At 68.9% G+C, this 18,904-nt stretch carries 22 protein-coding genes and 2 pseudogenes; 9 read left to right on the top strand and 15 right to left on the bottom strand.

Annotated features, from left to right (window positions below; genetic code table 11):
* Positions 1 to 38 precede the first annotated feature (38 nt).
* The 3 genes from O3Q52_RS12910 to O3Q52_RS12900 all read right to left on the bottom strand — a co-directional run bounded on the left by O3Q52_RS12910 (position 39) and on the right by O3Q52_RS12900 (position 4,202).
* Entirely contained in the window at positions 39 to 2,201 is a 2,163-nt protein-coding gene (locus O3Q52_RS12910; protein ID WP_269648912.1) for a TnsA-like heteromeric transposase endonuclease subunit, read from the bottom strand.
* A 224-nt stretch (positions 2,202 to 2,425) separates the two neighbouring features.
* Entirely contained in the window at positions 2,426 to 3,481 is a 1,056-nt protein-coding gene (locus O3Q52_RS12905) for a hypothetical protein (protein ID WP_269648911.1), read from the bottom strand.
* Positions 3,474 to 4,202 carry a TnsA-like heteromeric transposase endonuclease subunit gene (locus tag O3Q52_RS12900; RefSeq protein ID WP_269648916.1) on the bottom strand — a complete coding sequence of 243 codons (729 nt, stop codon included), beginning with the start codon at positions 4,200 to 4,202 and terminating at the stop codon, positions 3,474 to 3,476. Before O3Q52_RS12900 ends, O3Q52_RS12905 begins: the two co-directional genes overlap by 8 nt.
* Positions 4,203 to 4,457: 255 nt before the next feature.
* On the opposite strand from O3Q52_RS12900, the gene O3Q52_RS12895 reads away from it, so the two are divergent.
* The 4 genes from O3Q52_RS12895 (at position 4,458) to O3Q52_RS12880 (ending at position 7,128) form a co-directional block, all read left to right on the top strand.
* Positions 4,458 to 4,595, top strand: coding sequence for a hypothetical protein (locus O3Q52_RS12895; protein WP_269648910.1), 138 nt, complete (start codon positions 4,458 to 4,460; stop codon positions 4,593 to 4,595).
* Between the two features lie 33 nt (positions 4,596 to 4,628).
* On the top strand, positions 4,629 to 5,180 hold the full coding sequence (locus O3Q52_RS12890; RefSeq protein ID WP_269648909.1) for a GIY-YIG nuclease family protein: 552 nt from the start codon (positions 4,629 to 4,631) through the stop codon (positions 5,178 to 5,180).
* A gap of 101 nt (positions 5,181 to 5,281) precedes the next feature.
* Positions 5,282 to 6,142 (top strand): LysR family transcriptional regulator, encoded by an 861-nt coding sequence (locus tag O3Q52_RS12885; protein WP_269648908.1) that lies wholly within the window; start codon positions 5,282 to 5,284, stop codon positions 6,140 to 6,142.
* 119 nt (positions 6,143 to 6,261) lie between these two features.
* A complete protein-coding gene (locus O3Q52_RS12880; protein ID WP_269648907.1) occupies positions 6,262 to 7,128 on the top strand; it encodes an NAD-dependent epimerase/dehydratase family protein in 867 nt (288 codons plus the stop codon).
* A 77-nt stretch (positions 7,129 to 7,205) separates the two neighbouring features.
* Here the strand turns inward: O3Q52_RS12880 and O3Q52_RS12875 are convergent, their stop codons facing one another.
* From O3Q52_RS12875 to O3Q52_RS12860, 4 genes are all read right to left on the bottom strand, one after another.
* The gene (locus tag O3Q52_RS12875) at positions 7,206 to 7,565 is read right to left on the bottom strand and encodes an ANTAR domain-containing protein (protein ID WP_269648906.1); all 360 of its coding nucleotides are present in this window, start codon (positions 7,563 to 7,565) and stop codon (positions 7,206 to 7,208) included.
* A 40-nt stretch (positions 7,566 to 7,605) separates the two neighbouring features.
* Positions 7,606 to 7,962, bottom strand: coding sequence for a PRC-barrel domain-containing protein (locus O3Q52_RS12870; RefSeq protein ID WP_269648905.1), 357 nt, complete (start codon positions 7,960 to 7,962; stop codon positions 7,606 to 7,608).
* 40 nt (positions 7,963 to 8,002) lie between these two features.
* Entirely contained in the window at positions 8,003 to 8,362 is a 360-nt protein-coding gene (locus tag O3Q52_RS12865) for an ANTAR domain-containing protein (RefSeq protein WP_269648904.1), read from the bottom strand.
* 83 nt (positions 8,363 to 8,445) lie between these two features.
* Positions 8,446 to 8,724, bottom strand: coding sequence for a hypothetical protein (locus O3Q52_RS12860; RefSeq protein ID WP_269648903.1), 279 nt, complete (start codon positions 8,722 to 8,724; stop codon positions 8,446 to 8,448).
* 381 nt (positions 8,725 to 9,105) lie between these two features.
* On the opposite strand from O3Q52_RS12860, the gene O3Q52_RS12855 reads away from it, so the two are divergent.
* The 3 genes from O3Q52_RS12855 to O3Q52_RS12845 all read left to right on the top strand — a co-directional run bounded on the left by O3Q52_RS12855 (position 9,106) and on the right by O3Q52_RS12845 (position 9,833).
* Complete coding sequence (locus O3Q52_RS12855; protein WP_269648902.1) at positions 9,106 to 9,312, top strand: hypothetical protein; 207 nt, start codon at positions 9,106 to 9,108, stop codon at positions 9,310 to 9,312.
* Positions 9,313 to 9,433: 121 nt separating this feature from the next.
* Positions 9,434 to 9,598 carry a hydrophobic protein gene (locus O3Q52_RS12850; protein ID WP_269648901.1) on the top strand — a complete coding sequence of 55 codons (165 nt, stop codon included), beginning with the start codon at positions 9,434 to 9,436 and terminating at the stop codon, positions 9,596 to 9,598.
* A gap of 91 nt (positions 9,599 to 9,689) precedes the next feature.
* Positions 9,690 to 9,833: a hypothetical protein gene (locus O3Q52_RS12845; RefSeq protein WP_269648900.1), complete on the top strand. Its 144-nt coding sequence runs from the start codon at positions 9,690 to 9,692 to the stop codon at positions 9,831 to 9,833.
* A 67-nt stretch (positions 9,834 to 9,900) separates the two neighbouring features.
* Here the strand turns inward: O3Q52_RS12845 and O3Q52_RS12840 are convergent, their stop codons facing one another.
* From O3Q52_RS12840 to O3Q52_RS12820, 5 genes are all read right to left on the bottom strand, one after another.
* Positions 9,901 to 11,031: an HTTM domain-containing protein gene (locus O3Q52_RS12840; protein ID WP_269648899.1), complete on the bottom strand. Its 1,131-nt coding sequence runs from the start codon at positions 11,029 to 11,031 to the stop codon at positions 9,901 to 9,903.
* On the bottom strand, positions 11,021 to 11,641 hold the full coding sequence (locus O3Q52_RS12835; RefSeq protein WP_269648915.1) for a DUF5819 family protein: 621 nt from the start codon (positions 11,639 to 11,641) through the stop codon (positions 11,021 to 11,023). Before O3Q52_RS12835 ends, O3Q52_RS12840 begins: the two co-directional genes overlap by 11 nt.
* A gap of 247 nt (positions 11,642 to 11,888) precedes the next feature.
* Positions 11,889 to 13,247, bottom strand: a complete 1,359-nt coding sequence (locus O3Q52_RS12830; protein WP_269648898.1) for an ice-binding family protein — start codon at positions 13,245 to 13,247, stop codon at positions 11,889 to 11,891.
* A gap of 668 nt (positions 13,248 to 13,915) precedes the next feature.
* Entirely contained in the window at positions 13,916 to 14,155 is a 240-nt protein-coding gene (locus tag O3Q52_RS12825) for a hypothetical protein (RefSeq protein ID WP_269648897.1), read from the bottom strand.
* A 166-nt stretch (positions 14,156 to 14,321) separates the two neighbouring features.
* The gene (locus tag O3Q52_RS12820; protein ID WP_269648896.1) at positions 14,322 to 15,143 is read right to left on the bottom strand and encodes a hypothetical protein; all 822 of its coding nucleotides are present in this window, start codon (positions 15,141 to 15,143) and stop codon (positions 14,322 to 14,324) included.
* Between the two features lie 619 nt (positions 15,144 to 15,762).
* On the opposite strand from O3Q52_RS12820, the gene O3Q52_RS12815 reads away from it, so the two are divergent.
* On the top strand, positions 15,763 to 17,526 hold the full coding sequence (locus tag O3Q52_RS12815; protein WP_269648895.1) for an FAD-dependent oxidoreductase: 1,764 nt from the start codon (positions 15,763 to 15,765) through the stop codon (positions 17,524 to 17,526).
* Positions 17,527 to 17,550: 24 nt separating this feature from the next.
* On the opposite strand, the gene O3Q52_RS12810 is transcribed toward O3Q52_RS12815, so the two are convergent.
* From O3Q52_RS12810 to O3Q52_RS12800, 3 genes and pseudogenes are all read right to left on the bottom strand, one after another.
* On the bottom strand, positions 17,551 to 17,925 hold the full coding sequence (locus O3Q52_RS12810; protein ID WP_269648894.1) for an FGGY family carbohydrate kinase: 375 nt from the start codon (positions 17,923 to 17,925) through the stop codon (positions 17,551 to 17,553).
* A 3-nt stretch (positions 17,926 to 17,928) separates the two neighbouring features.
* Complete coding sequence (locus O3Q52_RS12805) at positions 17,929 to 18,126, bottom strand: hypothetical protein (protein WP_269648893.1); 198 nt, start codon at positions 18,124 to 18,126, stop codon at positions 17,929 to 17,931.
* Positions 18,127 to 18,230: 104 nt separating this feature from the next.
* A pseudogene (locus O3Q52_RS12800) lies at positions 18,231 to 18,687 on the bottom strand (substrate-binding domain-containing protein); the annotation flags it as partial.
* Here O3Q52_RS12800 and O3Q52_RS12795 point away from each other — a divergent pair.
* Positions 18,685 to 18,780 (top strand): annotated as a pseudogene (locus tag O3Q52_RS12795) (sugar phosphate isomerase/epimerase); the annotation flags it as partial. The pseudogenes O3Q52_RS12800 and O3Q52_RS12795 overlap by 3 nt on opposite strands.
* Between the last annotated feature and the right edge of the window lie 124 nt (positions 18,781 to 18,904).

Here is an 18,904-nt window from a genome sequence, read left to right as displayed (position 1 = left end):
CGGGACCACGACCAGCACCAGCTGGAACACCCACCGAATCAGCCCAAGGAGGCGCAGTATGAACCCCGAGGTTTGTCCCGGCCCGTTCGCAGACGGGCTGGCTGAATGGACACGCCCAGACGCTGGCAGACGGAGGTGATGTGCTCCGAGATGAAGGGCTTGCCGTGGTCGACGACGATCGTCTCCGGCACCAGAGCCGGAGAGGCGACACCGCCCTTCTTGGCTTCCTCCGGCTCCTCCTCGTCCGGGTCGAGTGCCTTCCGCTCGACGAACACCGTGCGGGGAATGCCGTGGTCGGGCCACACGGCATGCGCTGGCCAGTCCTTGCCAGCCGGGCGGGGGCGGAAAGTCTGGAACATCACGGCCGCGACGTCGATGGACTGCGTGGACACGGGGGTAACCCTCACCCCGCACACGCACCGGTCGTACCAGTCCATCGCGACCGTCAGTTCGGCCTGGACCCACTTCATCGTGATCGGGTCCATGGCGAAGACGTCCAGGCGCGTGGTGTCCATCAGCAGGTACTCGCCCGGCCGCGTGGGCCTCAGCTTCCCGTACGCGCCCGGCGGCCGGGTGGCGATGTCCCGGTTGCGCTTCGTACTCAGCCGGAAGGTCGGCAGCCGCCGCTCCAGCTCCTCAAGCCACCGGTATGCCGTCGCGCGACCGGGCAGCTTCACCTCGCCTTCGCCGTAGCGGGCCTCCAGGCGCGGGCCGACGGAGCGGATCACCTTCCCACGGGTCGGCTTCGAGTCCTTCCCGTGCTCGGCCATGATCTCCAGGGCCATCTCCACCCACCGCACGTCGGCCCGGCCCAGCCCTCCCATGTCGCCGCTCCCACGATCCGGGCCACCGCGTACGAGCCCGGCCTCCCGGTCGGTGAGGAAGGCGCGCACCCACCGCTTGATGGTGCGTACGCTCACACCCAACTCGGTGGCCTTCGCCTCGTACCGCTGCAGCTTCGGCACCGTGGTCGCATACTGCGACCGGGGCTCTCCAGGCTCCACGAGTTCGTCGCTGCCCGACCGGAAACCGGTCAGGACCTCGTTGATATGGGCAGCCCGCCCCCGAACCTCGGCAAGCTCCTCTTCGCCGAGCAGGGCGAACAGCACCGAAGCTGTCTCGCGGTCGTCGTCCGATTCCGGCCCCGGTCCGGTCGCGATGACCTCGGCCCGGCCAGAGGCGAGCACCTCGCGCAGCGACAGACGGAACCTGCGGCCCGGCCCGTCACGGACCAGCACCTCGTTGCCGGCCGTCGAGCCGAACATCTCCTCCACGACAACGACTTCGCCGTCGTACTTCAGCCTCGTGCCCACCCCGACCCGTACAGCAGCTCCGGTCACATGTCCTCCTCCACGAGACCCCGACCTCGTGATCCGGCAGACTTGCTCGATCTGCTCGTCGTCGAGTGCGGATTCGTCCTCGGGCTCCTCGACGGGGCGGGGCAGGTCGCGTCTGCCAGCGCCAACAACCGTGGCCGGGCCCCGGCGCAGCAGGTGGCGCTCGGACAGCGGCTCCGTCAGGTCCGTCACGAAGTGCTGGCACCACAACAGCCGCAGCACCGCGGCCCTCACCCGCCAGTCCGGGTGACGGGGGAAGGCATGAAACGCCTCGCCCAGCGTCGCCCCGTACAGATCTGTCGCCCGGATCTCCGCGAGCAGGTCCTCGTCGAAGAGCCAGTCGCGGCGATAGCCCGCGAGGAAGCGCAGGTTCGCCAGTTCAGCTTCGGGCGGCTCGGACCACACCTGGATATCCCAGCCGCGTGACAGAACGACCTCGCGGGCCCAGCCGAGCGCGAAGTTCACCTTCGGGCGGGTGAGCAGGTGCCGCGGTTTGACGTCCACGACCAGCGGAACGTCCTTCACCCGCATCACCAGGAAGTCGGGTACATGGCGATGTCGACGGCCGTCGACGGTGGTGGACAGCAAGAACGGCTGGGCAAAGACGGCCGTCACGTCCTGGTCGAAGTCGGCGTAGAGCAGTCGTGTCAGCTCGAGCCGGGACTCGTAGACGACGTGGTCGCGCATGGTGGACGACCAATACAGGCCGGAATAGTGCTTCTGGCCCTCTCTCCAGCGGAACGTACGCCAAGGGATCGAGGGCTCGAAGACGTCGATGCCCGTCGTCGACCAGACCAGGTCCTCGTTGATCTTCCCGTCCGTACGACGGAGACTCATCGAGACTTCGCCGATCACACGCGACATGCCCCACCCCCGAGCAGCAAGAGCGGGGCGCGGAGCTCCCGGTCTCGACCAGCTGCGACATCTCCACGATCAAGCGGGAGAGGGCCGCTGCATAGAACGAGACCGGGAACAGCACTACGACGAGTGAACGATCAGACAGGAGTACGTCTCACCGCGTTGTCCCTTGGGCCGGACGAGGGCCATCGTCAATGAGGGATTCTGTCGGGGATCTTGGCGTTCGAAGGTTATGCGCCCTGGCGCCACCATCGGGGGCGGGGTAGCTCGCGGTGGTCGAGGTATTGCTGGAACGCGGTGGGTGGGCGGGGCCGGTATGCGGAGTCCGCTGGTTCCTGGTTGCTGAGGCAAGGCCGCGCAGATCGTGCGCGTCGTGACATCGACCGCGATCTTGTCAGTTCCGGGCGGGCCACGACTCCGTCGTCCAGCACCGCCATCACGTCCAGCCGTGTGGAGTCGACCTGCACGATCTCCCCGGGACGGGCGGCCATGGACGGGGTGAACGGTCCCACGGGACGAAGAGCCCGCTGACGGCGGATCGTTGCCGAGCCGAAGGACTCGTTGTTCTTGGCGAGGCTGTTCACCAGCCGGTAGAAGGTCGCCCTCGTCGGCAGGAGTCTCACCGCTTCCTCGCCGTGCTTCGCGGCGAGGATCTGCTCGGCTCGCAGCATGAGCCGCCTGCGGTCGCCCGTGGAAAGGTGCGTCTGCCCGGCCAGTGCCTCGGTGACCGCTTCGACGACGCGCTCGTCCGTCCTCCCAGTGCCGGGGACCGGGGCCGGTGGCTTCCGAGGCCGGCCGTCCACCAGTCCCCACAAGCCCTCGGCCTCGTATCGCCGCCGCATCCGCAGAAAGGTCCGCCGGCTCATCTGCTGGCCAGCCGCCGCGAGTTCGGCGAGCTTCGCGGCCTCCCGCTCCAGCAACGTCCGCCAAGCTGGGTCGTACTCCGGGCGAGGCGCAGTGCCCTCCTCCGCGTCCGGCGGCAGGCCAGTAATCACTTCCACCACGTGCCGTTCCCAGAACCGGGCCTGCTCGACGACCGGTGGCGGCAATGCGTCCACCAGCGCAAACGGCGGCAGGATCTTCTCCAGGACCGCCTTCGCGCCTCGGTCCAGCACCTCGAAGTCGACGGCCGCCATCACGCATCCGGCGGCCACGACGCTGGTGTCGCCCTCGTCGCTGAGCAGCCGCAAGGCCGTTCCCTCCAGCCCGATGACCTGCTGGTTCCGGCCCTCGAACCGGATCCGGTCTCCGACCCGCAGAACCCCGCGTGGTGCCAGTTCAGCCATGCCTCACCGCCGCGCAGCCGATCATGGAGCCGTCTCCAAGCGGCACCGCCAGATCAAGACGCAGGTCACCACACCACAACAGGTGGTAGAGCGTCGGCAGGACGGATAGTGGATCCCCCACTGCCGCGGCACCGTCCATGAGCAACCGCGGGTCGTCGAACGCGTCAAGGAGCCGTTTCGCGACTTCGCCGACCCGGTTGCGTGGATGCCGATAGCCAGACAGCCAGCGGACGTTGGCCATCTCCACCGGATCGGGCTCGTGCACCAGCGCGAAGGACCAGCAGCCCATCTCCTGGCACATCGCCTCGGTCGCCGAGAACTTCTCTGCATCCTCCGGACCGACCCGGTCTGCCGGCCGGACATCAACAACCAGGCCCGAGCCGTCCTCCAGCCGTGCGAAGTAGTCCGGCGTGTGCGCGATCCGGCGCGTCGCCCCCGGCCACGTCACCCGAAACGGCTGGGAGGCCAGCCCCACCACCCTCCGGTCGTGATCGAGCAGCATCGCGCGGTCTCGCTCCAACCAGGACTCGAAGCCCACCAGCGACTCCGTCGTTGCGGCCCAGTACCAGCCCGTGAAGTGCCGCTGCCCGCGGTACGACGTGAACCGCCGTACCGGGAGCACCGACTCGAACGGAACCCGGGACACCGCCTCCAGCACGGACTTCCTCGGCCCGCCGCCTTCGCCATCAACCCACTCGACATCGACCAAGCCCAGATCCATCGCCACCCCCGGCTCCGCATACCTGCCGAAAACGACCGTGACAGGTACAGCGAGAACCGGACCATAGAAATAAGATCAAACCCCACGTACGGGGCAAACGCCGCCGCCCAGCACGCGACGCAATGAGAATCCGCCAGCACGAACGAGAACGAGTGAGAATCCGACAGCCTCAATGCGACAGGACAGGAGTTCGTCTCATCGCGTTGTCCTTTGGGTCAGACGAGGGCCATCGTCAACGAGAAAGGGACACACGAATTGCGAACCTACAGCCTGGCACGCGTCGGCGAACTCCTCGACGTCGACCTGCAGGACCCGGGCGTACGCATGGAACTCTGGTTCGCCCTGCGCTGGTTGCCCGGCGGGGCGGACGCGGCGGACACGGCCGACGAGTAACGCAGTCGCCGTACGTCGCCTAAGGTGCGGCCCATGCTTGATGACGCAGCCCTTCGTCAGGTCACCGCCGCCCTGCTTGCCACGCCGCGAGCTCTTGACGCGGCGACCACTGCGCTGCCCAGGACCTCGGGCCTGTACGCCTGGTGGGCGGCTCCGAGTGTCCTTGCCGCATTCCCGGGACCGGCCAACTCGGGTGACCCCGAACGACGGTTGCTGTATCTCGGCAAAGCGACCCGGCTACGTACCCGCATCACCGGGAACCATCTGCGGCACTCCGGCGGATCAACCCTGCGGCGCACCCTGGCCGGGCTGCTCATGGCGACCGAGGGGTACCGGACTACCTGGACCGACCGCGTCATCCTGATCCCGGACGACGAGCAGCGCCTCACCGAGTGGATGCACCGCCATCTCACCCTCACCTGGGCCGAACACCCCGATCCCGTTCCGTTGGAGACCGCACTCATCTCCAGCCTGTCTCCACCCCTGAATCTCGATGGCGCGGCGCACGGCCCCGCACGGGACCGAGTCCAGGAGGCACGGAACACGTACTACGCGAGTGCCGGCCCTCGCCCGGCCAGGGCGTAGGCACCGGGGCACAGGCATGCTCACGGCGCCAAATGATCTCCCCGACGACACCGTCCGGAGGAACTAGGCTGGAACACGGCGTCTACACAGTAGGAGATGTCGTGGATGTCGATCTGCGCAAGCTGCGTTACTTCGTGGTTGTGGCCGAGGAGCTGCACTTCGGGCGGGCCGCCGAGCGGCTGCACATCACGCAGCCGGTGCTGTCCCGGCAGATCCGTGCGCTGGAGCAGGAGCTGCGCGCGCAGTTGTTCATCAGGAACAAGCAGACCACCGAGTTGACGGCCGCCGGCCGTCAACTGCTGGAGGACACGCGCCCCCTGCTGGCCGCCGCGCAGGCTCTGCAGCGCCGGGTGCAGCAGGCCGCGCACGGGTCTTCGGCGTTCACGGTCGGCTTCATGCCGGGGATCACCGTGACCGGCGCGGTGCGTGCCTTCTCGGCCAGGCATCCCGAGCTGAGTGTGCAGGTGGTGCGCACATCCTGGGCCGACCAGGGCCAAGGGGGGCACGAGGGCCTGCTCGACGTGAGCTTCGTACGGCTGCCCGTCGACCGTCGCGGCCTGACGTTGCGCCCGCTCTTCCGGGAGCCCCGAGTGGCCGTACTGCCGGCGGGCCACCGGCTGGCGGGCAAGGAGTCCGTCGTCATCGCGGATCTGGCGACCGAACGGCTGCTGCAGGACCCCGACGCCGTCCCCGAGTGGCGTGACCTCCCCGAGCGGACCGGCGGCGAGGAGGCAGGGCCGCGGCCTTCGTTCGCCACCGTCGAGGAGAAGCTGGAACACGTCGCGACGTCCGGGGGCGTCCTCGTCCTGCCGCTGTCCACCGCGGCCTACTACACCCATACCGATGTAGCACATGTACCCATCGACGACATCGGCCCGGGCGAGGTCTGCCTTGCCTGGAGCGCCGACCGCCGCTCTCCTCTCCTCCCGGAGTTCGCCGACATCGCCGCTGCACAGCACTGATGTCCTGGGGGCATCAGTGCTGACAGAAGAGGTCTTGGACGTCGGCTGCGGCACAGGCTGAGGGTGGAGGAGCGGCGGAGATCCCCGCCGCTCCTCCACCCACAGGGACCGTGAGAGCGATGCAGATCTTCATCACAGGCGGCTCCGGCTACATCGGCCGCTCCACCATCCGGGCACTGACCGGGCACGGCATCGCCGTGACGGCGCTGGCGCGCAGCGAACACGCGGCGCGCACGGTGTCGGACCTCGGTGCCACCCCGGTCGCGGGCGCACTCACCGACACCGATGTGCTGCGTGAGGCGGCCAGTCGGGCCGACGGGGTCATCCACCTCGGGGTGGACTACGCCGAGGGCACCGCCGACGTCGACCGCGCGGCGGCGGAGGCGCTGCAGGAGGGCGTGGGAAGCGGCCCGTACGTGCACACCGGCGGGGTGTGGGTGTACGGCGACACCGACGGGGTCGTCGACGAGGACGCCCCGCTGAGCCCGCCCCGCATCACCGCCTGGCGGCTGGAGAACGAGAAGCGGGTGCTCGCCCGGGCGGGCGCCGGAGAGCACCCGGTGGTGGTGATGCCCGGGCTGGTCTACGGCCGCTCCGGCGGACTGGCGCAGTCGTTCTTCGTCGAGCCGGGGCGCACCGCGGGTGCCGTGCCCTGCATCGGGGACGGCTCCAATCACTGGGCTCTGGTCCATGTCGACGACATCGCCGAGTTGTACGTCCTGGCCCTGAACGCTCCGGCCGGTTCCGTCTACGCCGGGGTCGGCGGCCAGAACCTTCCGCTGGCGGACGTCACCCGAGCCCTCAGCCACGCCGCCGGATGCCCGGACCGGATCGAGTCGCTGCCCCTGGATGAGGCCGAGCGGCGGATGGGCCCGATCGCCGAGGCATTCGCCCTCGACCAGCAGTTCAGCAGCGCCCGGGCGCACCGCGAGCTCGGCTGGACACCCACCCGTCTCGACGCCCTGGCCGTACTCGCCCAGGGCTGAACCGCCAGGGCGGGGAATCCGAGTGCCGTCGGGCTCAGCAGCCTCGGTCCCCCAGTTCGGTCTCTGCTCCTGAGCCGTCACGGCCGCTCCGGCGCGTGAAGGCGCCGCAACGCGCGACGCCACTCGCGCCGTAGCGCGTCCGGAAGTTCCTGGCCGTTCGTGGTGGCGACCAGGGCCGCAGCCACGTCGCGGAGTTTGACGTTGGAGTGCTGCGACACGTCCACGAGCAGGTCCCAGGATCGGTCACTGGAGCACGGCGCCAGGACCATAGCCATGCCGCGCGCCTGGTCGATCACCGCACGACTCACCAGTGCCTGGCTCAACTGCTCGTTCCTGGCACGCAGTTCGAGAACCTCGGCAGCCAGTGCCTCGTCCCCCGTCGACGTCCCAGCCGTCGACAACGGCTCTACCTCGCGGTGCGTGGTCACTTGGTGCATGCTGCGTACCTCACAACGCGGCCATCCTGTCCAAAGGTAGTCAGCGGCGCGCCAGTTGCCGCTCGCCGGCCGCACCGGGCTTGTAGGCCAGTCCGTAGTGCTTGAAGATCGCTTCCTCCTGTTCGGCGGGCAGTACGTCGTCGGTACCGATCGAAGGAGCCTGCTTCACCAGCGTCTTGACGTAGCCGACCTTGAGGTAGCCCGGCCCGACGATCGCGTCATCGAGAGGGACGAATACCAGACGGTGCCGGGTGGGCAGACCGGTCCGTACCGTGGCCATGGCCGGCTCGTCGGTGGTGGTGTCCACGTACACCGCTTCGAGGACACCGATCTTGTGGGAATCCGAGTCGACGACGTCGAGGGCGCGCCATTCCCGGACATCAGCCGCGTGAATCATGGTCTCTCCCTCCAAGGGACTTGCCTGGTCGGCGTGAACCTCATCGCAGGTCCGCCGTATGCAGCCGCCGCAGCGCACGGCGCAGCGCCCGCTGGATCTGCTCCGGGAGCGGCTTTCCCTCGGAGGTGGCGACCAGAGCCGCAGCCACTTCCCGGAGTTTGAGATCGCACTGCCGTGAGACATCCACCAGCAGGTTCCTGGCCGCCCCGCGTCGGCAGGGGGTCAGGGCCATCACCATGCCGCAGGCCTGGTCGACCACCACACGGCCGGACAGGGCCCGCCGCAGTTGATCGTTTTCGGCGAGCAGCGCGACGACGTCCTGCCCGACCGGCGCGTTCCCCCACGAGACCTCGGCCTTCAGATCCCACCACTCTTCTTGGATCACGCTGGTGCGTGGCATGGCATGTACCTCTCCAGGCTCTCGACGTGCCCGGCCCGTGTGAAGCCGTTCCGGATTCGCTGGCTGCTGGGTCGCTTCACGGGTCACCTGCCACGTTCGCGGTCCCGCCGTTCCTCGCGCCTCCAGCGCGCTCGGTGCCGGCGGGTGTAGCGGCGGTCCCAGCGGTCCTGGCGATCCCGGCGCTGCTCATAGCCCCGGTAGTCCCCGAGGTCGGACCTGTTGCCGCGGCCCGGGCTCCCGCCACGATCGCGGCTGTAGTGAGCGGCGCCGAAGACCAGAACGGCCGCGGCCACCCACCAGACGGGATCGAGGAAGCCGAGGCCGAACAGGACCAGGATGAGGACGAGTAGCAGGGCGAACACGGAGGGCCTCCCCGGGAGCGGGACACAGCGTCGATACCGGGGACTGGGGCCTCATTGCTCAGCGTAGTCCTGCCCGACAGCGGCGGATACCATGCGACGCAACTCGTACGGCCGGGTGTGGATGGCTCCTTGACATCTATCCGGGAACTGCGGGGAGGGCTAGCGTGCGTCGTGCCGCCCCGGCCCCCGGCAGCGTCGCACCGCCATCGCGCTCCCCAGGGGGCGCACCCTGCGCATCGGTTCCGGAACCTGCCGCGTCACGAGCGAGGCCGTTCCCGCACGCGCCCGTCGTCCTGTGGTCCCCGGCGCGGCCCCGATGCGCTCCAAGCGGGCAACGATCCGCTGCCCGACGCGTCGCACGCATCCCAACAGGCGGTACACATGTACGCGCTGATCGTTCCTGTTCTGACTCCCTTCGTGCTGCTCGCCACCGTGCTGGGCCTGTCCTGGTGGGAGGACCACGTCCTGCCGCCCGTCGAGCCGGCCGAAGCCCCCGTCGAAGCTCCGTTCACCCCACCGGCCCCTGCCCAGCTCCCAGAACTCCCCGGTGTCGAAGCCGCGTTGACAAGGGGGGTTGCCGGGCGTTGACTGACGGCAGGCGTGGGGCCACAGCGCTCCGGAACTCTCCGGGCGGGGCCTTCCACCTTCCGCTTCGCCCTGACCCCGCGGAACGCAGGAACTGTCCCTGTGACCGCGTGGAGGCTCGGCCATGCTTGTCTGGATTCTTCTCCTACTGCTGATCCTCGTGGTGTTCGGAATCGGCTTCACCATGCAGACCCTCTGGTGGGTCGCTGCCGTACTGCTGGTCGTCTGGATCGTCGGCTTCACGAGGCGCGGGCGCGGCGGCGGCAGGCGACGGTCCGGCCGCCGGTGATCCACGGCACGAAGGCAGGCCGCCGCGGGCTACCGCAGCATGCACAGGCCGGCCCGTTGATCAGAGCGGCACGGAGGAGATGCGGGAGGTCATGGTCGAAGCCCGGGGTCTCTTCGAGGCGCTGGTCACCGGACAGTCGGCCAACCCGGACCGGCGTCGCCCGTCGGCCCCCGACGACCAGGGCCGAGCGCCGTGGCCGCTGACCGGACGTCACGCGAAGGGAAGGAACACGTGACGGCGATCGGAGTTCCGCCGTCGGCGACAGCGAGTCTCATGCTGTCGCCGTACGGACCACAGGGCCCTCAGTGGCCCGATGGTGCGGGCTGCGGCGGGACGAGTGCCGACTCTCCGCGGGGCGAGACGCCCACCTCCCCGACATGGGCCGACCGGCCGATCCGCCGAAAGAACTGCCCCAGGCTCCGGTAGAAGCCGTCGGGCAGGAACACGGCGTCCGCCACGATCATCGCGCCGGAGAAGAGCGGAAGTCCCATGAGCACCGCGATACCCAGATGCATGCCCAACAGCATGGTCAGGACCGGGTACTTGAGCCGTCCGAACAGGACGAACGGGAACGCGACCTGCAACAGCACCGTCAGATAGCAGGCGATGGCGATCAGTACGTCGTGCTCGTCGGCCAGGAGCGAGAGCTCGGGCCAGGGCCGGAACAGGTCGAGGTTCAGGACGTAGTGGAGGGCGGTCCCGTTGCCCCAGGTGCCGCCCTGCACCTTGTAGAGACCCGCGGACCCGTAGAGGAAGCAGACCTGGGCCGCGATGACGAACATGCCGCAGTTGTGGAGCACCGCCGTCAACGTCCGGCGAGATGTGCCCAGTTGATGCCGGAGCTCGCCCGCGCTCATACCCGCCGAGCCGCTCTTCGCCTTCCCCGCAGAGGCTCCTGGCCTGGTCCTGCGCGCGTCCAGGGACCAGCGTCGGCCGCACGCGGTGAGGACGAGGTACATGGCCATGAGGAGGATGAGGTTGTCCCCTCCGTCGGTCATGAAGATCGCCCTGGCGTGGAAGGACGCGACCATGACCGCGAAGAGTACGGACATCACTCTGGTCCGCCAGCCCAGCATGAACAGGGCGGACGTGATGAGGGCTGCGACGTAACAGGCCTCGAAGTACGGCCGGCTGTCGGACAGCGTGAGGATGCTGGCCCACCCCGTCTGGTCGAAGAGTTGCCCGGCCAGTTCGGGGGTCCACGGTGATCCGGGGCCCCAGATCTCGTTGCGGTGCGGAAACTCACGTAGCAGGAAGGCGAGATAGAGAAGTCCGTAGCCGATGCGCAGCACCGCCGCGGCGTAGAGGGAGACCGGCCGCTCGGTCAGGACGGTGAGCCACGCTCCGATCCGATCCGGTGCGCGGCGCGGCACGCCCGCGTCCGCCCCTTCAGGGATCCGCCCGTGCGGCGAGCGTGTCTGCTCAGTTTCCATGGGAGTCCACCTTCCACCAGGGCAGATACCGCGTGTCGGCAGGCGTCGGCGCGACGGTGGCCGAGCCGGGCCCGCCGGCTGCGGCAGGAGCGGCGGACGCGGCGATGGGCACGGTCATCACCCGTAGCTGGACGGATTCGAAGGTGCCGCCACGGTGGCCGGAGATGCGATCCGCCGCGATGTTGGTCAGGTACTGCTGGATCATCAGCGCCCGCTGCGAGCGAGGCTGATCGTCACTGCCGTGGGTTTCGAGATACGAACTCCAGGCCCGCCGCAGCATGTTCTGCGCCGTATGACTGGGAAAGACCTGGTGCCTCACCGCGGAGTTGTCCACGCCTGTCAGATCGAACCAGTCACTCACCTGCACACTGCCGTCCGGGGCGGTGTGCATGGTCCTCGCCGAGATCTGCCGGTTGACCGATTCCGGATCCGGCGCGAAGAGCCGCCAGTTCTGCTCGAACAGCGGGAGGACCCACGCGTTGACCTGGCGGCTGTACTGCTGAGAAAGGGGGTTCGGGGGTGCCACGTGCAGAAACACCAGGAGCACATGGACCAGGACCGTCGCCAGACACAGGACCGCGGCAGCTCCCGTTCCCGCCCTCAGGACCATCACGGGGCGGGGCGGACGGCCCGAAACCCCTTGGGACGCAACGGGTCTTCCGCCCCCGTGCGGGGCCGGCCCGGCGCCGCACGGCCGGTCCGCTTCGTCGACATCCACCGTTTCAACGCCGCCTCGCACGGCCCCACCCGGCCTTTCCAATCCGGCTTCTCCACTTCTCCTGAGATTCGACCGACGGCGCGCGACGGAATCGATGACGATCCGCCGCACGCCGCCCGTCCTGCTCGCTCACATGGAGTCAGGCCGACTTCTTCTCGTGATCCTTTTGATCGCCGCCATGACCTTCGTGCTTCTCGGACTTGCCGTGATCGTCAGGCTTGCCACCGTGGTCGTCGGGCTTGCCGTAACCGTCGGGCTTCCCGCCGTTACCGCCGTGGCCGTCGGGCCTGCCGTGATCATCCGGCTTCCCGCCGTGGTCTTGGTGACCGGGCTTGCCGGGCTTGCCGGGCTTGCCGGGCTTGCCGGGCTTGCCGGGCTTCTCGCCGTGATGGTCGTGGCCGTTCCCGCCGGTCGTGCCGCCGTTGCCACCACCCGTGGAGCCGCCCGGGGCGCCGCCTGTGGCACCGCCGGAAGTGGCACCCGCGACGAGGCCGCCCAGAGCACCACCAGTGGTACCGCCGGACGTCAGGACGCCGCCGAGAAGACCGCCCAGGGCGCCGCCGGTTCCGCCGCCCGTCGGCACGCCGCCGATGACGCCGACCGTGGTGCTGCCCGTGGTGCCTGTCGTCGTGCCTGTTGTGGCACCACCTGACGTGGCACCGGCGATCACACCGCCCGAGATCAGACCACCGGTGGTGCCACCAGTGCCGCATGGCCCCAGGAAGATCCTGTTGGAGTCCAGCGTCACGGCGCCGTCACCGCGGGCGCCCGCATCGGCCAGCAGCCGGCCGTTGATGGACGCACCCGTGGTGGCGGTGATCGAGGTGTCGGCCATGATGGTGCCCACGAACGAGGTGTTGGTACCGAGCGTGGCCGAGCTGCCGACCTGCCAGTACACGTTGCACGGCGACGCACCGTTGACGAAGCTCACGCTGCTGTTCTCGGCTGCCGTCGTCAGAGACGAGCCGATCTGGAACACCCAGACGGCATTGGGGTTGCCACCGGCGTCCAGGGTGAGCGTGCCGGTGATCGCTGCGGAGCTGTTCGCCCTGTAGAGGCCCGGCGTCAGCGTCTGGCCACCGAACTCGTGGGGAGCGTCGTTGTACACCGCGTCTGTCAGAGTCTGTCCGGCAGCCTGGTTGTACGCCGTGGTCAGGTCGGCCTTGGCTTGAGCCGCGTGAGCATCGGTAGTGTGCAGAACCCCGGGCGGGGTCACGGTGCCGGGCCCTCCGTCGGACGTGAAGAACCCGGTGATGGCAGGCCCGGGGCTCACGCCGACGTTGAGACCGTTGACGACGGTGGGGCCGGTGTTGGTGACCGTCGCACCACCCAGTACTCCGTAACTGGCTGCCGTGCCCAGAGGCACAGGCGTGGCTACGGCGTTTGCGCGTGTCGGCGTCAACGCGAGTACGGCAGCGGCGATCACCACGGCCGCTACCACCGCGCTCCAGACCGACATGGTGCGCCGTAGGGGCGCGTCAGGGATATTCAGCGTCATCGAGGGGCCAACTCCTGTGAGGGGATGATGCCTGCTCGGCGGTTCTCGGTCGCACAGAATCGCCTTTATCTGTCGCTGGCATATTACGCAGGAGAGATATTCCGTTTCGCGTCGCCCGAGTTCCCCACGTTGGAATCGGCGAGCGAATTGCGAAATACATAGAAATACTTAATGAGCCGGATGGCGTCGTTTTCCCAACCCGGCGGGCGAGGGGGAAACTTACCCCTGGGCGATCCTCCCCAAGGTGGACAGCCAAGCACCGCCGACGGAACAGGCAGGCGCCGCAAGAAGATCGCGCAGACCCCTGCGCGAGACCCACCGAAGTCAAATCACCTCAGGCGCTTCACCAGGGGAGAACCCGTTTGAGGATCCTGCGGGCAGCGCAAGCGTGGTCGAGTCGCAGCGGAATATACGCCTGCCGGGGTCGCGCCGCCACACCAAGATATTCGGCGCGTAGATGCCCAAGAAAAAAGCGGGTTAACGCGACGCATGAGCGTGCCCAAAGCCGCACCGACCGTATTAATATCGAATATGCATTGGTTCACCCGCACGCGCAGCCGTCCGGAAAAGCGACTCCGGCGTGTTTCGCCGGAGTCGCCGCGTCGAATGCCGGCACGACACAGGAGACGCTTCAGCATTTACGGGGCCGACACGAATCGTCGTCCTGCTCAGGCCGCCCAGCCGCCTTCGGCCCATTCGCCTCCCACGCTCACCTGAAGCCCGTTTGAAGGTCGCTGCTCAGCCCCGGACGAGTCGTCGGCGAGCACCCAGAGCACGACCATGGCGAGGAAGCCAACTACGAGAAGGGCCGGCAGACCCAGGATGAGGGCGACCACCCACCACCTGGTCCGGCCCGGGGGGACCTGGATGTCGTCGTGCCCCACCGACCGGTCCCGCGTCGTTCCCATGAGATCCACCCTTCGTCCGTCTGCTTCAACCGGCCGCGTTTGTCAACTGCCGCGCAGGAGTTCACGTGATCCTGCATCCAACCAGACGCTTCGCCTCTTCCCGCACCCAGTCGCCCGCCAACTCGGCCTGCGCCTAGCCAGGTTGAAGGGCAGCCCTTCCCGCGCGTCACCGCTCATCAGCCGTGGCGTCGGAACTGCTCAGGGCACCGCCGCTGGACGGCCCGGACGACACCGAAGCGCTGGAACTGGAACTGGGACTGGGCTTGGCGTTGGGACCAGGGCTGGTCTCCGGCGCCGAACTCTCTTCCGGCGAGGCAGAGATGCTCCTCTGCGGCGCCGTGCCACTCGACGCGTCCGGGGTGGGTGTGCCGCTGTCGGCGGGAGCGGGGGTACCGGCCGTGCCGCCGCCCACCGAAGTTCCCCTGCCCGGCTCGTTCTTGACCACGGCAGCGACCGGCTTGCCCATGATCAGCTCGACCGCGGTCACGGTGACCATCGCCAGGGCGAAGACCAGGCCCGTCGCCATGGCGTACTTCTTCCAGCCGATGGACTTCCGGACCGAGCCACCCCGATAGGTGGTGACGGACTCGTCTTCGGAGGGCGTTTCGGCGGGCGTGTGGGGCGTTGTCGCGTCGGCGACCGAGGCGTCCGCCGGTAACGCGAACGCCGCCCGGGCGTCCGCGCGGTGTTCCGCCCGATCCTCGCCCGGCGTCCTCGGCACTCCTACGGGCGGCACCCGGCCACGGATCCCCTCGCCCGTCCGTCGGAACGCATGCGAGAAGACCGCGGCGCCGGTGGTCGCGCTGGTGCTGACCACGGCGGCGCCGATGATCGTCCCGGTCACACCCAGCAGGGACGCCAGCACCGCGCCCACGACAGTGGCGAGGGCGCTCGCCACTACCTGCACAGCAGTCAGGTCAAGCACCTTGCGCTTGGGCGCCCGTTCCTCTTCGTCCCTGGGATTTCTGAGACTTCTGAGATTCTCCATCAATGTCCCTTGGTAGTTCCGGAGTCCGGCAGTCACTGCGTGACGGCCGGACTTGTCCCGCTCACAGCGGGGTTGACGCGAGGTTTGATGGAGGTCCGCGGGCCATTCGCGGAGGCGCTCTGGTCTTGGCCCTGCGGAAGCGCAGAGACATGTGAGGCTCCTTCAGTGGGGCCGACGCACCACGGGACGACTGCCCCGCTGACGGTGTTTCATCTGCCAGCAGTGACCGCAGCCGGTGGACGTCAGCCACCCGCGCATGGCACTCATCCGGTGCCGCCCTCAGCCGAGCGGGCCAGCCCCTTGCCGGAGGCGGCGCTCACACAACAGACATGGCGACGAAGCCGAATCGCCGACCGCGTCGGTGGGCAGCACAGTGAGCGTGTCACACGGACCGGCGGCCACCGTCCACCCGTGCCGAGAGCAGGAGGCATCGGAGCCGCCCGACCAGCGCTGTGATTCCGCCGAGGGTGACAGCCGAGGGCTCGTGGGCTCGTACTCGATGCCGCCGACGTGATGCGGCATCAAGCCAAAGTGACGCAGGCTTCGTCGGTCGCCTTCCGAGATCGGTGCGGCGCTCGTATCCTCGTGCGCCAATGGTTACCGACGGTAAGGGGGAGCAGTGGGCGGTACCACGCGCAGAGGGTTCCTGGGGACGGCCGCGGCAGCCGGGGGCGGGGTCGCTCTGGCGGCTCCCCAGCGGGCCGCGGCCCAGAACAGCGCCGCCCCGCAGACCGTGGCCGTACTGGGCGGTGGCGTCGCCGGGCTCACGGCCGCGCACGAACTCGCCGAACGCGGCTTCCGGGTGACGGTCTACGAGCGCAAGGCGCTGGGCGGCAAGGCCCGCAGCATGGACGTACCGGACAGCGCCACGGGCGGCCGCGGACCCCTGCCCGGGGAGCACGGCTTCCGCTTCATCCCCGGCATCTACCACAACCTGCCCGACACCATGCGGCGCATCCCTTTCCCCGGCAACCCCAACGGTGTTCACGACAACCTCGTCGCCCCGAAGGAGATGCTGTTCGCCCGGTCGGGCGGTCGCGAGGACATCCGGATCCCGCTTCCCTGGCCCGGCAACACCCCCGCCGAACTCACCCCCGACGAGATCCGCCGCGCCCTCACCTCGGTCCTGGACACCGCCTTCAACCTCCCCCTCCACGAGGCCCTCTACTTCGCCAACCGCTTCCTCGTCTTCCTCACCAGCTGCGACGACCGCCGCGACGAGGTCTGGGAGCAAATGCCGTGGTGGGAGTTCGTACGGGCCGGGCGGATGTCGTACGACTACCAGCGGATCCTCGCCATCGGCATCACCCGCAACATCGTGGCCACCAAGGCGGAGGAGGCCAGCACCCGTACGGTCGCCACCCTGCTGGAGGCCTTCGCCTTCAACATCCTCGGGCGGGGCGCGGACGGACCGCTGGACCGGATCCTCAACGCGCCCACCAACGAGGCCTGGATCGACCCCTGGGTGACGTATCTGAAGTCGCTCGGGGTCGAGTTCAACGTCGGCTGGACCGTACGCGACCTGACCCTGGACGCGGGCCGGATCGCCGGGGCCGTCATGGAGGACCCGGGCGGTGCCCGCCGGACCGTCACCGCCGACCACTACATCTCGGCCATGCCGGTCGAACACGCCCGCCGCACCTGGAACTCCGCCGTACGCGCCGCCGACCCCCAACTCGCCGAGTGCGACCGGCTGGAGACGGACTGGATGACCGGCATCCAGTTCTATCTGACGGAACGTACGCCGATCCTGCACGGCCATCTCGACCTCATCGACTCCCCCTGGTCGCTGACCGCGATCGCCCAGGCCCAGCACTGGCCGGGCCACGACTTTCCCAAGGACTTCGGCGACGGCACGGTCGCGGACTGTCTGTCCGTGGACGTCTCCGAGTGGGACCGGCCGGGCATCCTGTACGGCAAGACGGCCAAGCAGTGCACCCGTGCCGAGGTCGCGCGCGAGGTGTGGGCGCAGTTGAAGGCGGCGCTCAACGACACCGGCCGTACGGTCCTGAAGGACTCCGTGCTGCACTCCTGGTTCCTCGACCCGGCCGTGGACGGACTCGGCACCCCGAACCCGGTCAACGAGGAGCAGCTGCTCATCCACCCGACGGGGACCTTCCACCACCGTCCGCGATCGGCCACGAAGATCCCCAACCTCTTCCTGTCCGGCGACTACGTGGCCGTGCCCATCGACCTGGCCACCATGGAAGGCGCCAACACCTCGGCCCGGCAGGCGGTCAACGCCCTTCTGGACAGGGTCGGTTCGGCCGCCGAACGATGCACCGTCACCCCGCTGTACCGGGCCCCGGAACTCGAGGCCCTCAAACGCCACGACCGAACCCGATACCTCCTGCGACTGCCGAACCTCTTCGACGTCGGCTGACGTGCTTCTCGGGCTGTCGAGGACTCAGGCCTTCGCTCTCGTGGCTGTGCCGCCGTCAGGCCACGATTCGCAGCACGGCGTGGCCCGCCACTCCCCCAGCACCGGATCGGCGCGCGTGTCCATCGCCACGATCGCGGCCCGTACCGGCAGACCGCGGTCGTCGACGGCATACAGGCCGTCGCCGTGCCCGGTCAGACCCACGGCGGCGAGGCAGGCGGCGATGGCCTGGTGCGCCGTCCGACACACGTCGTCCATGTCCCGCTCGACCCAGTGGGGGTGAGGGGTGTTCAGCGGCAACGTGCCACTGCCCCGCGCCACGGGTCGACCGGTGGCGTGGAAGAGCACGGCCTTGGTCACGGTGTGTCCGGCGTCGACACCGAGCACCAGTTCACGCGCCAACGCTCACACCCACTCCGGTTCACGGGAGTCGACTGCCGCGGCGTACCGGCCTGTCACGGCGAGTCCTGCGACGGCCTCGGCGACCAGCCGCGCCGAACGCGGCGTCGCGGTCGTCGTGTCAGCGACGCAGCACCCGGCAGGGTGGAATCGATCACCGACGGCCGGAACGCGCAACGCGCTCTCCTCGCGTGTCGAAGCCACACCGCCCACGAGATCGATCGTCCCGCTCAACGGGCCGTCGCGCCCCGGATCGCCACCTGTGAGAACGGGGGCGACTCGCCGACCCATGGGTTCGAGTACGCAGGTCACGCGTCCGGCGACGGCCCACCGGTCGCCGCGATGTGCGGCGGAGGTCCACTGGTCCCCCGCACCAGGAGCTTCCGGTCCAACACCGCTTCCCGCGGCTCCAGCTCCGGGTTCTCCAGTCGTTCCACGGCGAACCGCACCGCGTGTTCCGCCATGAGCAGCGCGTCCTGGCGCACGGTGGTCAGGCCGATCGGCATCAGATGGGAGAGGTGACTGTCGTCGTATCCGACGACGGACAGGTCGCGGGGAACGTCGACGCCGGCCCGCGTCAGGGACATCAACAGGCCCATCGCACTGCGGTCGTTGCCCGCGAGAAGGCCGTCGGCAGGGGCAGGCCCGGTCGCGCTCCGCCAGAAGCAGACGGCCGGTGTCGATGCCCGACTGCTCCGTGTGGTCTTCGGGGATCACCCGCACCTCGGACTCCATCCCATGGCGGCACGTCGCGGCCCGGTCGGAGTCGCCACGGCGTGCGTCTTCGCCTGGGAGGAACGGGCCCACGAGTCCTCGGCCTTCATGCTGGACCGCATCACCAAGGAGCTCGCGGCGTAGCCGCAGTCCGCCGGTCGGTGACGCGCAGGCGCCCGGCGGCCGAGCGAACCTCCGTGGGGGGAAGGGAAGTTCGTCCGACCGCCGGGCCCTGGCTCACCCGTACCGGTTCACCTGGATCGGCTCA

The organism is Streptomyces sp. ActVer (assembly GCF_027270795.1).
GTDB lineage: Bacteria > Actinomycetota > Actinomycetes > Streptomycetales > Streptomycetaceae > Streptomyces > Streptomyces umbrinus_A.
Note: the sequence above shows the minus strand (reverse complement) of the source record. Positions and strands in the feature narration are given on the sequence as shown.